The sequence below is a fragment of the Salinispora vitiensis genome (assembly GCF_000378825.1).
Classification (GTDB): domain Bacteria; phylum Actinomycetota; class Actinomycetes; order Mycobacteriales; family Micromonosporaceae; genus Micromonospora; species Micromonospora vitiensis.
Window position 1 is genome coordinate 3419180 of the sequence record NZ_KB900388.1, and the last position, 14555, is coordinate 3433734.

Below are 14555 nucleotides of genomic sequence, written 5' to 3' on the forward strand. Positions count from 1 at the left end.
AATGGTGGCACTCGGTAAAAACATGGTGCACCTAGTGTGTTACCGGGACAAGGCTGCCGCATGCGATCTGACCAGCCCGATTCAGTCGAGCGGCGCCAGCAGCGCTGCGCTACCGCCGGTCGGTCGCCCCGGCTCCCGTTCGACAGCGCTATCCTCCTCCGGTGACAGCCGAACGAACGCAAAAAGACGCCGGAATGGTCGGAATGGTGCTAGCGGCTGGGGCGGGACGCCGTCTACGCCCGCACACCGACACGCTGCCGAAGGCGCTGGTACCGGTCGACGGCGCGACAACCATCCTCGACATTGCGCTACGTAATCTGGCCGAGGTCGGACTCACCGAGATCGTCGTCGTGGTCGGCTACGCCGCCGACGCGGTTCGGGAACGTCAGGCGGACCTGGAGCAGAAGTACGGCGTCACGCTCACCCTGGTACCCAACGACCGGGCCGAGGAGTGGAACAACGCGTACTCGCTCTGGCTGGCCCGCAGCTGGTTCGCCCGCGGGGTTCTGTTGGTCAACGGAGACACCGTCCATCCGGTCAGCGTGGAGAAGACCCTGCTCGCCGAGCGCGGGCCGGGGATCCTGCTGGCGATCGACACGATCAAGACGCTGGCCGAGGAGGAGATGAAGACCACCTTCGACGCCGACGGCCAGCTCACCCGGATCACCAAGCTGATGGACCCGGACGAGGCCCGCGGGGAGTACATCGGTGCGACGCTGATCGAGCCACACGTCGCCGAGGCGCTCGCCGACGCGCTGGAGGCGACCTGGCGACACGACCCGAACCGCTACTACGAGGACGGCTACCAAGAGTTCGCCGACCGAGGTGGCGAGGTACGCGGGGCGCCGATCGGCGACGTCGACTGGGTCGAGGTCGACAACCACGACGACCTGGCACGGGCTCGGGAGATCGCGTGCCGCTACTAGCCCGTACCGTCGCCACTCCGCTGGCCATCGAGGTCCGCCGGGGGGCGGTCGCCAACCTCGGCGGGCTCCTCGCCGACCGGCGGATCTCCGCCGGCGGCGACGTGGCCGTGGTGGTCGGACCGGGACAGGGCGAGAAGATCGCCGAGCTGTGCCGGCCGACGCTGGGCTCAGCCGACGTCTTCACCGTCACCGGCGGCAGTGTCGACGCCGCCAACGAGTTGGGCGACCGAATCCGCCGCCGGCACTACGACGCGGTGGTCGGGATCGGCGGCGGCCGGACGATCGACACCGCGAAGTACGCCGCCACCCGCTACGGCATCCCGATGGTCACGGTCGCCACCAGCCTCGCCAACGACGGCATCGCCTCCCCGGTGGCGTCGCTGACCCACGACGGCGGCAAAGGCTCGTACGGGGTCCACATCCCGATCGCCGTCCTGGTCGACCTCGACTTCGTGGAAAACGGCCCGGACCGGCAGACCCAGGCCGGGATCGGTGACGCGGTGAGCAACCTCAACGCCTGCGCCGACTGGGAGCTCGCCCACGAGCTGCGCGGCGAGCCGATCGACGGCCTCGCCGTGACGCTGGCCCGGACCGGCGCCGAGGCGCTGCTGAACCACCCCGGCAAATTCACCGACGACGCCTTCCTCACCACGCTGGCGGAGGCGTTGATCCTCGGCGGCATCGCTATGTCGATCTCCGGTTCGAGCCGGCCGGCCAGCGGCGGCGACCACGAGATCTCACACGCCATCGACCACCTCTGGCCCGGCACCGGCGCCCACGGCGAGCAGGCCGGGCTCGGGGCCCTCTTCTGCACCTGGCTGCACGGCGACCGGGACCGGTTCGGCCAGCTCGCCCGCTGCCTGCACCGGCATGGCCTGGCTACCCGCCCCGCCGAACTTGGTCTCACCGACGAGCAGTTCGTCGAGGCGGTGCACTTCGCGCCCCGGACCCGGCCGGACCGATACACGATCCTCGAACACCTCGCCCTCTCCCCCGACGAGCTCCGGTCTCGGTTGGGAGACTGCCTGGACGCCCTCGGTGAACACCTTGCCTGAACTGTCCCGGCCAACCGCGGCCGACTTCTACCGGACCAACCGGGGCGGCGGGCTGTTCAGCGAGACGATCAGCCAGTGGATCGGGGCCGCCCTCGCCAGCGGCGCACACCGGCTCGGGCTGCGGCCCACCACGCTGAGCATCACCAACCTGCTCCTCGGCCTAATCACCTCGGTGATCGTGGCGACGCTGGCCGAGCCGGTCGCCACGGGCCGCGTATCGGCCTGGCTGGTCGGGCTGGTGGCGCTGGTCGGCTGGCAGGTGGCGTACGCGCTGGACTGCGCGGACGGGCAACTCGCCCGGGTCACCGGCCAGGGCAGCCCGGCCGGGGCGCGGGTGGATGTGCTCAGCGACGTGGCGGCCCAGATCGCCCTGGTCGCCGCACTCGGTGCGACCGCGGTCGCGCAGTCACCGTCGATCCCCGCCTGGCTGATCGCGGCCTTCGCCGGCACCTGGATGGTGAACCTGGTCACCTCGGTGATGCAGGCCGGGCCGAACGCGACCAGCATGGTCACCTCGACCTCGCTGCTGGTGCGGCTGGTGAAGCTGATCCGCGACTACGGCGCGGTGATCTTCGTTGCCGCGCTGGTGCTGCTCTTCGCGCCCGGCCTGACCAGCTGGGTGATCGTCGCCTTCACCGCGATCAACGGCGGCTTCCTGCTCGCCAGCATCGCCTTCGCCGCTCGGGCCTCACTGCGCTGACCGGCGGCCCGACTCGGCCGTCCGGGCGGTGTCGGCGTAGATGTCGAGCAGTCGCCGGGTGACCACGTCCGGGTGGAAGGTGCGCTCGTAGCGGGCCCGAGCAGCCGGTGCCCGGCTGGCGGCTTCGGCGGCTGCCGCCGGCAGCGCGGCGGCCAGCGCGGCCGGGTCCGGCGGCACCACCCAACCGGCCGGTTCCGGAGTGTCGGCACCGACCAGGAACGGGATACCGCCGAGGGCGGTGCCGAGCACCGGCCGACCGGCGGCCAGCGCCTCGATGATCACCGTCGGCAGCACGTCGTGCCAGGTGGAGGTGGCCAGCACCACCGCGCTCGCCGCCAAGGCGGCGTGCACCCCGTCCCGGCCCAGCGGACCGAGGAAGGTCACATCTGCCCGCTCGGCCGCCGCCGCCTCCACCAGGGGTCGCAGCTCACCGTCCCCGGCGACCCGGAGCGGGCCGAGCGCACCCTCCGGATGCCGACGCCAGGCATCCAGCAGCAGGTCCAGCCCCTTCTCCGGGCTGAGCCGGCCGAGGAAGAGGAAGCCGGTGCCCAGCGGCGCCGGGGCACCCGGGTCGGGGATCGCGTTCGGCTTCACCACAATCCGTTGCTCCGGGATGCCGTAGTCCCGGAGGTGCTCCGCGATCGAGGTGGTCAGCGCGATGAACCGGTCCACCGAACGCCAGGTACCCCGATGCACGGCGAGCGTCGTCGCCATCAACGCGCTCTGCGCCCGCGACCCCCGGTAGCAGCGGTGCACGACCGCCGGTACGCCCAGCGCCCGCCCCCGGCAGTCCTGGCAGATCGCCCCGTCCCGGAAGTACAGCCCGGACGAGCAGACCTGCCGGTAGTTGTGCACCGTCTGCACCACCGGCACGCCGTACTGGTGCGCGGTCCGCACCACCCAGGGCGAGAGCAGCGGGTACGGGTTGTGCAGGTGCAGCACGTCCGGTTGGTGCTCGGCGAGCAGGCGACCCAGCTCCCGCTGGGCTCGTGGGGCGTAGATCGGGGAGATCGGCAGCAGCGCCTTCGCGGGCCGGGACATCGACGCGATCTCGTCGGAGCTACGCAGGAACGGCAGCACCTCAACCCCGGCCGCGGTCAGCTGGGCGATCTCCGCGTCGACGATGGTGTTCTCGCCGGACGGCTGAGCCTCCCGGTACCGGTTGTGCGCCACCACGATTTTCATGGAACTTGAGGCTACCGTTGGTGGGTGCCCGAGCTACCAGAGGTGGAGGCGCTCGCCGACTACCTGCGCCAACGCGCCGTAGGCCGCCGGGTTGACCGGCTGGAGATCTCCGCGATCAACGCCCTGAAGACGTACGACCCGGCGCTCACGGCCGCGGCCGGCCGACCGGTCACCGACGCCCGGCGCCACGGCAAGTTCCTCGACCTGGTGCTCGGCGCCGACCTGCACCTGGTCGTTCACCTGGCCCGCGCCGGTTGGCTGCACTTCCGGGAAGAGTTCTCCACCCGCGTTCCGCTGCGCCCGGGCAAGGGACCGGTGGCGCTACGGGCCCGTCTCGACGACGGCTCCGGGTTCGACCTGACCGAGGCCGGCACCCAGAAAAGCCTCGCCGTCTATCTGGTGACCGATCCAACGGTGGTGCCCGGGGTGGCCCGGCTCGGTCCGGACGCGCTCACCGTGGACGCGGCCACCTTCGCCGAGCGGATCCGCAGCCGAAAAGGCCAGGTCAAGGGGGTACTCACCGACCAGACGGTGCTCGCCGGAGTGGGTAACGCGTACTCCGATGAGATTCTGCACACGGCGCGGCTGTCCCCGTTCGCGCTGACCACCCGGCTGACCGACGACCAGCTCGCCACCCTGCACGCGGCGACCCGGGATGTGCTCGGCGACGCGGTGTCCCGGTCGGTGGGGCAACGAGCCGCCGAGCTCAAGAGCGAGAAGCGCTCCGGTCTGCGGGTACACGCCCGCACCGGGTTGCCCTGCCCCGTCTGCGGCGACACCGTACGGGAGGTCTCGTTCGCCGACTCCAGCCTCCAGTACTGCCCCAGTTGTCAGACCGGCGGAAAGCCCCTCGCGGACCGACGGTTGTCGAGAATTGTACGGTGAGTGAGGACGCTCACTTCTGGGCGTAAATAATCCGCCCGGCTGTGACGAAGGTCGGGATTGGGGTTCTACTCGAACGGCCATCCATCGGTATAGTGGCCCGGTCCCGGCTTCCGCAAAGGTCCGGAGCCGGCCAGCTGCCGATCGCCACCCCCCAGAAGCGAGGTCCTACCGGTCCGCGCTCGGGCCCGGGTGACGCATGGGAGACTGAAGTGGTGGGCGACACGGTCCCTCACTCCGAGTGAGCGGTCCGCGTCCTGCGGGAGGACATGAATGAGGTGACGACAAGCCTCCAGCGCCCGGTAACCAACGGAGGCCAAAGCAGAACGGTGCCGCACGTCGACAGCTTCGAGATCCAGCCGCCGGCACCGCCGTCTCACAACGGCGTACCTCGGTCGGCCTGGGCCCGTAGCCATCGTCGGGTCTCCCGTTGGCACCGCCCCTACACCGCGGCCCTGGTGCTCCTGGACTTCGCCGCCGCCGCCTTCGCGAGCTTCACCGCCATCCGCGCCTTCGACCAGGCACGGTCCGGGTTCTACAACGACGGCCCGACCTGGTTCTACACCGTGGCGTGCCTGTTGCTACCGCTCGGCTGGCTGGCGATCCTCTGGTTCAACGGGTCCTACGACCGGCGCTACCTGGGCCTCGGTCCGGATGAGTTCAAGCGGGTGCTCCGGGCCGGCGTGGCGGTCTGCGCGACCGTCTCCTTCCTGGCGTTCGCCACCAAGACAGATCTGTCCCGATATTCGGTCGGCACCGCGCTACTCCTCGCCCTGCTGCTGATTCTGCTGGTCCGGATCCTGGCCCGATTCGTGCTGCACGTGCTCCGGCGCAACGCTGGCCGGGCCGCGCACCGAATGGTCCTGGTCGGCACCCTGCCCGAGTGCCTGGAGGTCCACCGCCAGGTCACGCGGAGCCCCGCCGCCGGCCTGGTGCCGGTCGCCATCCACCTCACCGACGGCTACGCGGCTGCCCGCGGCGTGGAGACCCCGGTCCCGGTCTACGCGGGGCGGGACCTCCTCACCCTGGTTCGTGAGGTCGGCGGCGACACGATCGCGGTCTGCGGGTCAGCCAGCGCCGAGCCCGGCGAGCTGCGCCGGATGGCCTGGCAGCTCGAAGGCTCCGGCGTCGACCTGGCGGTGGTGCCGCAGCTGACCGACATCGCCGGGCCCCGGGTGCACATCCGCCCGATCGAGGGCCTGCCGCTGCTGCACGTGGAGGAGCCGACCCTCTCCGGTCCGGCGCTGCTGGCGAAGAACATGCTCGACCGGGTGGCCGCCGGACTCGGCCTGTTGGTCCTGCTACCGGTCTTTCTCGCGATCGCGGTCGCGATCCGGATCTCCGACCCGGGCCCGGTCTTCTTCCGACAGCCCCGGGTGGGCCACGAGGGGCGGACCTTCCGGGTCTGGAAGTTCCGCACCATGTACGTGGACGCCGAGGAGCGGCTGGCCAGCCTCGTTGACCAGAACGAGACCGACGGCATGCTGTTCAAGATGAAGCGGGACCCGCGGGTCTTCCCGGTGGGCCGCTTCCTGCGCGCCTCGTCCCTGGACGAGCTGCCCCAGCTGATCAACGTGTTGAAGGGGGAGATGTCGTTGGTCGGGCCCCGTCCGCTGCCCGCCGACGACGGTGACTTCCTCGGCGACGTACGCCGCCGGCTGCTGGTCAAGCCGGGCATCACCGGCCTCTGGCAGGTCTCCGGCCGCTCCGACCTCTCCTGGGACGAGGCGGTCCGCCTCGACCTCTACTACGTCGACAACTGGTCGCTGGCGTACGACCTGAGCATCCTGTGGCGCACGGTCGGAGTGGTGCTCGCCCGCAAGGGCGCGTACTAGCCGGCACCACACCGCTCCACCACCCGCGCGGTGCCGGCCGGAGCCCCTTGGCACCTCCGGCCGGCACCGGCCAGGATGCACCCCGTGAGTGGCAGCCTCTCCGCCGTCTTCGGTGTCGTCGCACTGGCGACCGCGCTGACGGCGACCCTCGTCGCGGTGCTGCGCCCGCGCGGCCGCCGCACCATCGCCACCGCCGCCCAGCGGGCCACCTACGAGGTGCTGCACACCGCCGGCCTCGCCGCCGAGCCGCTCCGCGCCGGGCTGACCGCCACGAACGCCACCAAGGCCGTACGCCACCTCCGGGTCCTGGTCGGGGCGGCCGGGCTGGCGCTGACCGACACCGCGGCGTTGCTCGCCCTCGACGGGCGCGGCGCACACCACCAGGCCCAGCTCGTCGCGGCGGCCCGCCGGGTCGTGGCGGCCGGCCGATCGACCGTGCTCGGGGAGGCGGAGCTGCCCTGCGACCGGGTGGACTGCCCGGTCCGGGGTGCCGTGGTCGCACCGTTGACCGGCGCGGATCGGCGGATCGTCGGCGCGCTGTTGGCCATCGCGGACGGGGCACCCGCGCCCGGCCTGGTGCAGGCGACGCTGGAGACCGCGCACTGGGCCGGTAGCCAGCTCGCCCTCGCCGAGCTGGACTCCTCCCGAGAGCGGCTGGCCCGCGCCGAGGTTCGCGCGCTGCGGGCACAGATAAGCCCACACTTCATCTACAACGCGCTGACGGCGATCGGGTCCTTCGTCCGCACCGACCCGGACCGGGCCCGGGAGTTGATCCTCGAGTTCGCCGAGTTCACCCGCTACTCGTTCCGGGCGCACGGCGACTTCACCACCCTGGCCGAGGAGCTCCGGTCGATCAATCACTACCTGACCATCGAACGGGCCCGGTTCGGCGAGCGGCTCCAGGTGCGGCTCCAGGTCGCCCCCGAGGTACTGCCGGTGACCCTGCCCTTCCTCTGCCTGCAACCACTGGTCGAGAACGCGGTCCGGCACGGGTTGTCCGGCAAGCCCGGCACGGGCATGGTGAGCATCGAGGCCCGGGACGCGGGCACCGAGTGCCACATCACGGTGGAGGACGACGGGGTGGGGATGGATCCAGCCACGCTGACCGCCGGCATCGCCGAACTGGCCGCCGCCGGGAGCGCCCCGACGGGGGCACCGGGCGGGCAGGTGGGCCTGTCCAACGTTGACGAACGACTTCGGGCGGTTTTCGGGGACGAGTTCGGCCTGGTGGTGGAGACCGGCCTCGGCTTGGGTACGCGGGTGAGCATGCGGGTGCCGAAGTTCCATCCCGGCGTACGGGCGGGGTCGTGACCGGGTTCCTCCGGGTCCTGGCGGTTGACGACGAACCACCGGCCCTCGACGAGCTGGCGTACCACCTGCGGGGCGACCCCCGGGTCGCCCGGCTACACACCGCCGGTGACGCCACCGAGGCGTTACGGGTGCTCCGGGACGGCGATGTGGACGTGGTCTTCCTGGACATCCGGATGCCGGGGCTGGACGGGATGGAGCTGGCCCGGGTACTCCGCCGCTTCGCCCGGCCGCCGGCCATCGTCTTCGTCACCGCCTACGACGACGGCGCGGTGGACGCGTTCGACCTCGGTGCTACGGACTACGTCCGCAAACCGGTCCGGGCGCAACGGTTGGCCGAGTCGCTGCGTCGGGTGGTCGGAGCGCGGCGGGTGACCGTGCAGCCGGCGGCGCCGGCGTGGGATGAGGACCCGACGATCCCGGTCGAGCTGGCCGGGACGACCCGGATGCTGCCCCGGTCGGCGGTGCGCTGGGTGGAGGCGCAGGGTGACTACGTGCGACTGCACACCATCGACGATTCCCACCTGGTCCGGGTCTCCTTGGCGACCCTCGCCGAGCGGTGGGCTGACGCCGGCTTCGTCCGGATCCACCGCTCCTATCTGGTCCAGTTACGGCTCATCGCCGAGCTGCGGCTGGTGAACTCCGGCTACGTGGTGGTGGTCGACGCGACCGAGTTGCCGGTCAGCCGGCGGCACACCCGCGAGCTGAAGGAGAAGCTGATCCGGGCGGCCAAGCAGGACTGGGCCCGCTGACCCGCTAGCGCAGCACGGCGACGAGCGCCGCCCCGAGCAGCGCCGGCCCGTACGGGATGGGGGTTCGCCGGCCGGCACGACCGGTCGCCAGCAGGACGCCGACCAGCGGAAGGTTGACCAGCGGAGCGAGCAACACTCCGGTGACCACGGTCGGCCACCCCAGCCAGCCGAGGTAGAGCCCGAGCGCCGCACCGAGCTTCACGTCGCCGAAGCCGAGTGGGGACCGGGGCAGCAGCGTGAGCGTCAGGTAGCCAACCCCGCAGAGTACGGCGGCGAGCAGGGCCCGGCCCAGCGCCGGGAGCGCCGGGTCGGCCACCGCGGCGAGCAGCAGTAGCGCCAGCCCACCGCCGGCGGCGGCCCCCACCAACGGGTCGGGTAGCCGCAGCACCCGCAGGTCGACGGCGGCCAGTGGCACCCCGAGGGCAGCGAGCAGCAGAAACGCCGGCAGCGCCCAGGTGGCTCCGACGCCGGCCCCCACGATGCCGGTGACGGCGGCGCTGAGGGGCACGGTGATCGCCCATCCCGGAGTCAGTGGACGACGACAGTCCGGGCACCGCCGGGGTGCCCGCCACCAGGGTGGCCGCGTGCCGGCGCAGTCCGGGCAGGCGCTCCGCCAGGCGGGTCGGGGCAGACCGGTGGGCCAGTCGACCGCGTACCGGTCAATCAGCCCGGGCAGCAGCAGCCCCCAGCCGGCACCGGCGACGGCGGCAACGAGGGGGAGCAGCACGGCGGGAGCGTAGCGTCCGTCCGCCTCGCCCCGGCGTCTTCGCCCGTCCCACCCCGGCGTCTTCCCCGCGCCGGTCCACAAGTCCCGCCGCAGGTCAGAGCGGTTGTGGGTCGAAGTTATCCACAACAAGGAGCGCTTGTGCACAAGTTATCCACAGGGCGGTGCGCTGCTTCACCGGCCAGCAGGGCAGCGCTTGACTTTCCCCGGAATCGAGCGAGACTGCCGGGGTGGTCGCCGCCGATGACCGCGTCTCCGCGCGGACCCGCATCGTGCTGGCCAATGTGGTCCGGCGCGAGCCCGACAGCGAGCGTCCCCGCACCGAGCACCCCCGCACCGAGCTCGCCGAGCAGACCCGGGTCGGCGAGGCGCTGGTCCGCGGCCTGGTCCGGGCGCAGCTGTCCCTGGCGTTGCGGCTCTGGCTGGTGGTGGCCGTCGGGCTCGGCGGCCTGCCGTGGCTGTTCGCCATCGCGCCATCGGTCAGCCGGGTCACCGTGCTCGGGGTGCACCTGCCGTGGGTGCTGCTCGGAGTGCTCCCCTTCCCGTTCCTGGTCCTGGTCGGCTGGGCGTACGTGCGCCTGGCCGAACGCAACGAGCAGGACTTCACCGACCTGATCCAGCGGCCGGAGCGCTGAGTGTGGGCAACGGCTACGTCGCCACGGCGCTCGTCGCGGTCACCCTGATCACCGTCGGCATTGGCTTCTACGGTCTGCGCCTAGCCCGCACCACCTCGGACTTCCTGGTGGCGTCCCGGGCGGTCAGCCCGACCTGGAACGCCGCCGCGATCGGCGGGGAGTACCTGTCGGCGGCGAGCTTCCTCGGCGTCGCCGGTCTGATCCTCAAGCACGGCGTGGACGTGCTCTGGTATCCGGTCGGCTTCGCCGCCGGGTACCTGGCGCTGCTGCTCTTCGTCGCCGCGCCGCTGCGCCGCTCCGGGGCGTTCACCCTGCCCGACTTCTGTGAGCTCCGGCTGGGCTCCCGGCGGCTGCGCACCCTCGCCACCGCCTTCGTGATCTTCATTGGTTGGCTCTACCTCGTCCCCCAGCTGCAAGGCGCCGGGCTGACCCTGGCCACGTTGACCGGCTCGCCCTACCCGCTGGGAGCCCTCCTGGTCGCGGCGGTGGTCACCGCGAACGTGGCGCTCGGCGGCATGCGCGCGATCACCTTCGTCCAGGCATTCCAGTACTGGCTCAAGCTGACCGCCCTCGCCGTACCGGCGATCTTCCTGGTGTTGCAGTGGCAGGCCGACGCCCGCCCTGCGGTGACCCCAGTGGAGGGTCCGACCTTCCGCACCGCGACCACCGTCGTGGTCGAACATCCCGCCACCCTCACCCTCCCCGACGGCCAGCTGCGGCAGGTACGCCCCGGTGACGAGCTGACCTTCGCCGCCGGGCAACCGGTGCCCGACGTGGCCGGGGTCGCCACCGACCCGGCCGACTGGTTGCTGCCCGGCACCGGAGCCGACGAGCAGGGCATGTTCACCACCTACTCGCTGATCCTCGCCACCTTCCTCGGCACGATGGGCCTACCGCACGTGCTGGCACGCTTCTACACCAACCCGGACGGCGCCGCCGCCCGCCGCACCACCCTGGTGGTCCTGGCCCTGGTCGGCGCCTTCTACCTGCTGCCGACCATCTACGGGACACTCGGCCGGATCTACACCCCGCACCTGCTGCTCACCGGGGAGACCGACGCGGTGGTGCTGCTCCTGCCCGGCGCGGCCCTGGGTACGGGGACCACCGGCCGGCTCCTCGCCGCGCTGGTCGCCGCCGGCGCGTTCGCGGCGTTCCTCTCCACCTCCTCCGGCCTGCTCACCAGCGTCGCCGGAGTGATCTCCACGGATGTGCTGGGCCGCGGCTCGGTACGCGGGTTCCGACTCGCCACCGTGCTCGCCGGCAGCGTGCCCACGGTGTTCGCGCTCAACGTCTCCGGGCTGGAGGTGTCCCAGGTGGTGGGGTTGGCGTTCGCGGTGGCCGCGTCGAGCTTCTGCCCGCTGCTGGTGCTGGGCATCTGGTGGCGGGGGCTGACCGCCCGCGGCGCCGCCGTCGGGGTGCTCGCCGGTGGGGGCGCCGCAGCCGGGGCGGTACTGGTGACCGTGCTCGGCCCCCCGCTGACCGGATGGCCGGCCACGCTCCTCGCGCAGCCAGCCGCCTGGACGGTCCCGCTCGCCTTCACCGTCATGGTGGCGGTGTCGACGGCCACCCGCCGCCGCGTCCCGACCGATGTCGGCGCCACGATGCTCCGCCTGCACACCCCCGAAGCCCTGCGATAGAGCGCGTAACCCGCAGGTACGCCCCGGCGACGAGCAGACCTTCGCCGCCGGACAACCGGTGCCCGAGGTCGCCGGGGCCGCCACCGACGCGGGCGACTGGCTGCTGCCCGGCGCCGACAAGCAGGGTGCCAACGACTCGCCACACCAACAGTCCACAATGTTGTGCAAAACGTTACAAAGCAATACTAGCCACTCTGACCTTTTACACTTAGCATGTAACCGCCCTAAAAGTGATGAACGAAGGGAATGAGGATGAAACCGCCCCTGCGCTGGTCTGCCGCAGCCGGCATAACGCTCGCGCTGATCGCGACCGCACCTGTGAACGCCAACCCAGCACCAACCACGACTGACCCTGACAGCATCGCTAGTAGCGTCGCCCTCACCAACAGTAATCGGATGGTCGCCAGCGACGAGACCATCAACGAGGTCATTGAATACTGGACACCTGAACGGATGAACAACGCCACCCCTCTCGAGGTGGAGTGGGCACCCACGGCGACGCGGCAGGCACCCCAGCCGGACGGGCCGCCGACGATCGTCAGCTCACCAGTACCACCAAGCACCACCCACAACCGCAACAACGCAATCAACACCCGCTCGACAGCTGTCGGGAAACTCTTTTTCGTGCATAGCGGCATTGATCGTTGGTGTTCGGCGAGTACGATAACCAGCCCCAAGGGCCGCTTGATCTTCACCACTGGGTCTTGTTTACACTCGGGGCCTACCGGCGAATGGCACAGTAATATTGTCTTTGTGCCAGCCTACGACAATGGAAAAGAACCCCACGGGAAATGGCCGATTGTGCATAAGCACTCCTTCAAGGGGTGGACGGTAAACGGAAAAGCGGAATGGAATGTCGGGTTTGCTGAAACGGCTACCATAAATGGCAAGACGGTCAAAAGTCAGGTTGGAGCTCACGGGTTTGTCTACAACTGGTCGGTGGAAAGAACTACCCGCATCAGCTATCCTTACAATAACGGCCAGGAGCAGGTGACCTGCGAAGATAACCACCCAGACATCCACTCCGACCCGGACGGGAACATCGAAATGATCGAAGTTGAGTGCGACTCGCGTGCCCAAGGTGGCGGGCCCTTCCTGCACAATTTGGATGCCGGCTCAAACTTGGGGTACATCATCGGCGTCGCTCAATCTGACTGGGGGCCGTATTTCGACGCTGACGTTAAGGGTCTCTACGATGCTGCAGAGAAAGCTTCCGACGGCTGAGCCGCCTCGCTACGGCCCAGGGCCCTGGCAAAGTCGTGACGCTGTCCGATTTTAGGATTCTGAAGTAGCGGCGCCAGTTTGGTGGCAGCAAGACGGGCATGGCTGACTCGGAAAGTCATCAAGGTTCCTACACCACAATGACCGATCCGAATCCAGTCATGCCCGCTCTGTCATCACCGCTGATATCGCCTTACCCTGCAAGTATTCATCGACGAGTCCGGTCCCGGCCGACTACGGTCGTACACATGACAGCAGAGCAGCACCCCGCCCTCGCGCTGCGCAGTCTGGTGAAGCGCTTCGACGCGAAGATGGCGGTGGCGGGCGTTGACCTGACCGTGCCGGCCGGCTCGTTCTACGGGCTCCTCGGGCCCAACGGCGCCGGCAAGACGACCACGTTGTCGATGGCCGTGGGGCTGCTCCGGCCGGATGCCGGCGGCGCCTGGGTGCTCGGCCACGACGTCTGGGCCGACCCGGTACGGGCGAAGCAGCTCCTCGGCGTCATGCCCGACGGCGTACGCCTCTTCGACCGCCTCAGCGGCGCCGAGCTGCTCGCGTACCACGGCCTGTTGCGTGGCATGGACCCGGCGGTGGTCGACCAGCGCGCCGCGGAGAACAGACACTGGAGCAGGTCTTCGTGACGGTCGTCGGCGGACGCACCGCCACCGGTGAGGAGCTGGCGTGGCTGTCGCGGTAACCGACGCGGTATCCGATGTGGGGGCGGCCCGGCGGGTCTCGGCCTGGCACTTCGTCCGGCTCAAGCTGCGGGTGATGGGCAACAACTTCCGGGGCCAGAATTGGCGGGTCGGCCTCTTCGTGCTCGGTGCGTTCCTTGGGCTCTGGCTCGCCGCCTTCGGCTTCTCCATCTTCGCCGCCCCGGGCCTCGCCGGCAACGACCAGTACGCGACGCTGCTGGCGGCCATGGGCGGCGGGCTGCTGGTGCTGTGCTGGCTCCTGCTGCCGCTGGTCTTCTTCGGGGTCGACGAGACGCTGGACCCGGCCCGCTTCGCGTTGCTTCCGCTGCCCCGCCGGACCCTGGCCGTGGTCGGCCTCTTCGTCCCGGTCATACTCAACCTCGGCAACGCCAGCCTCACCGGGGGCGGCGGCACCCCGGAAAGCCCGTCCCCAGTCCTGGCCACTCTCTCCATGGTCCTCGTCGGGGTGCTCACCGCCACGACCCTGGCCAACCAGTTCGGCTTCGACGGCAGCGCGTACGCGACGCACGTGGTCGTGGGGATACCGGGCGCGGAGGAACTACGGGCCCGGATCGCGGCATCCTCGCTCTACGACCCGCCACCGTGCTCGCCGGCAGCGTGCCCACGGTGTTCGCGCACAACGTCTCCGGGCTGGAGGTGTCCCAGGTAGTGGGGCTGGCGTTCGCGGTGGCCGCCTCGAGCTTCTGCCCGCTGCTGGTGCTGGGCATCTGGTGGCGGGGGCTGACCGCCCGCGGCGCCGCCGTCGGCGTACTCGCCGGTGGGGGCACCGCAGCCGGAGCGGTACTGGCGACCATCCTCGGCCCCCCGCTGACCGGATGGCCGGCCACCCTCCTCGCGCAGCCAGCCACCTGAACGGTCCCACTCGCCTTCACCGTCATGGTGGCGGTATCGACGGCCACCCGCCGCCGCGTCCCGACCGATGTCGGCGCCACGATGCTCCGCCTGCACACCCCCGAAGCCCTACGACCGTAGCCAGGGC

Annotated in this window: 12 protein-coding genes and 3 pseudogenes; 13 read left to right on the top strand and 2 right to left on the bottom strand. The window is 70.5% G+C overall.

All coding sequences use genetic code 11. The features are described 5' to 3' along the window. Positions 1–194: 194 nt before the first annotated feature. The 3 genes from SALPAC2_RS0116130 to SALPAC2_RS0116140 are packed head-to-tail and all read left to right on the top strand — an operon-like array spanning position 195 to position 2681. Positions 195–926 (top strand): phosphocholine cytidylyltransferase family protein, encoded by a 732-nt coding sequence (locus SALPAC2_RS0116130; RefSeq protein WP_018217672.1) that lies wholly within the window; start codon positions 195–197, stop codon positions 924–926. Next, positions 914–1981 carry an iron-containing alcohol dehydrogenase family protein gene (locus SALPAC2_RS0116135; protein ID WP_018217673.1) on the top strand — a complete coding sequence of 356 codons (1068 nt, stop codon included), beginning with the start codon at positions 914–916 and terminating at the stop codon, positions 1979–1981. The genes SALPAC2_RS0116130 and SALPAC2_RS0116135 overlap by 13 nt, the downstream gene beginning before the upstream one ends. Next, positions 1965–2681: a CDP-alcohol phosphatidyltransferase family protein gene (locus SALPAC2_RS0116140; protein WP_018217674.1), complete on the top strand. Its 717-nt coding sequence runs from the start codon at positions 1965–1967 to the stop codon at positions 2679–2681. Before SALPAC2_RS0116135 ends, SALPAC2_RS0116140 begins: the two co-directional genes overlap by 17 nt. Here the strand turns inward: SALPAC2_RS0116140 and SALPAC2_RS0116145 are convergent. Then, entirely contained in the window at positions 2670–3866 is a 1197-nt protein-coding gene (locus SALPAC2_RS0116145; protein WP_018217675.1) for a glycosyltransferase, read from the bottom strand. The genes SALPAC2_RS0116140 and SALPAC2_RS0116145 overlap by 12 nt on opposite strands. Positions 3867–3890: 24 nt before the next feature. Here SALPAC2_RS0116145 and SALPAC2_RS0116150 point away from each other — a divergent pair, with 24 nt between their 5' ends. The 4 genes from SALPAC2_RS0116150 (at position 3891) to SALPAC2_RS0116165 (ending at position 8643) form a co-directional block, all read left to right on the top strand. Next, complete coding sequence (locus tag SALPAC2_RS0116150) at positions 3891–4751, top strand: Fpg/Nei family DNA glycosylase (RefSeq protein WP_026184791.1); 861 nt, start codon at positions 3891–3893, stop codon at positions 4749–4751. Between the two features lie 266 nt (positions 4752–5017). After that, entirely contained in the window at positions 5018–6583 is a 1566-nt protein-coding gene (locus SALPAC2_RS0116155; RefSeq protein ID WP_026184792.1) for a sugar transferase, read from the top strand. Between the two features lie 84 nt (positions 6584–6667). After that, complete coding sequence (locus SALPAC2_RS0116160; protein WP_018217678.1) at positions 6668–7894, top strand: sensor histidine kinase; 1227 nt, start codon at positions 6668–6670, stop codon at positions 7892–7894. Next, the gene (locus tag SALPAC2_RS0116165) at positions 7891–8643 is read left to right on the top strand and encodes a LytR/AlgR family response regulator transcription factor (RefSeq protein ID WP_018217679.1); all 753 of its coding nucleotides are present in this window, start codon (positions 7891–7893) and stop codon (positions 8641–8643) included. The genes SALPAC2_RS0116160 and SALPAC2_RS0116165 overlap by 4 nt, the downstream gene beginning before the upstream one ends. Positions 8644–8647: 4 nt before the next feature. Here the strand turns inward: SALPAC2_RS0116165 and SALPAC2_RS0116170 are convergent, their stop codons facing one another. Next, positions 8648–9514 carry a prepilin peptidase gene (locus tag SALPAC2_RS0116170; RefSeq protein ID WP_397540872.1) on the bottom strand — a complete coding sequence of 289 codons (867 nt, stop codon included), beginning with the start codon at positions 9512–9514 and terminating at the stop codon, positions 8648–8650. Between the two features lie 83 nt (positions 9515–9597). Here SALPAC2_RS0116170 and SALPAC2_RS0116175 point away from each other — a divergent pair, with 83 nt between their 5' ends. The 6 genes and pseudogenes from SALPAC2_RS0116175 to SALPAC2_RS26280 form a co-directional block, all read left to right on the top strand. Continuing rightward, positions 9598–10002, top strand: a complete 405-nt coding sequence (locus SALPAC2_RS0116175; RefSeq protein WP_018217681.1) for a DUF485 domain-containing protein — start codon at positions 9598–9600, stop codon at positions 10000–10002. Between the two features lie 2 nt (positions 10003–10004). After that, positions 10005–11639 carry a sodium/solute symporter gene (locus SALPAC2_RS0116180; RefSeq protein ID WP_018217682.1) on the top strand — a complete coding sequence of 545 codons (1635 nt, stop codon included), beginning with the start codon at positions 10005–10007 and terminating at the stop codon, positions 11637–11639. A 252-nt stretch (positions 11640–11891) separates the two neighbouring features. After that, positions 11892–12863 carry a trypsin-like serine peptidase gene (locus tag SALPAC2_RS27350; protein WP_162561357.1) on the top strand — a complete coding sequence of 324 codons (972 nt, stop codon included), beginning with the start codon at positions 11892–11894 and terminating at the stop codon, positions 12861–12863. Between the two features lie 245 nt (positions 12864–13108). Then, positions 13109–13474 (top strand): annotated as a pseudogene (locus SALPAC2_RS24960) (ATP-binding cassette domain-containing protein); the annotation flags it as partial. Positions 13475–13541: 67 nt separating this feature from the next. After that, positions 13542–14147: pseudogene (locus SALPAC2_RS24965) on the top strand (hypothetical protein); the annotation flags it as partial. Then, positions 14147–14548, top strand: a pseudogene (locus SALPAC2_RS26280) (sodium:solute symporter family transporter); the annotation flags it as partial. The pseudogenes SALPAC2_RS24965 and SALPAC2_RS26280, both read left to right, overlap by 1 nt. Between the last annotated feature and the right edge of the window lie 7 nt (positions 14549–14555).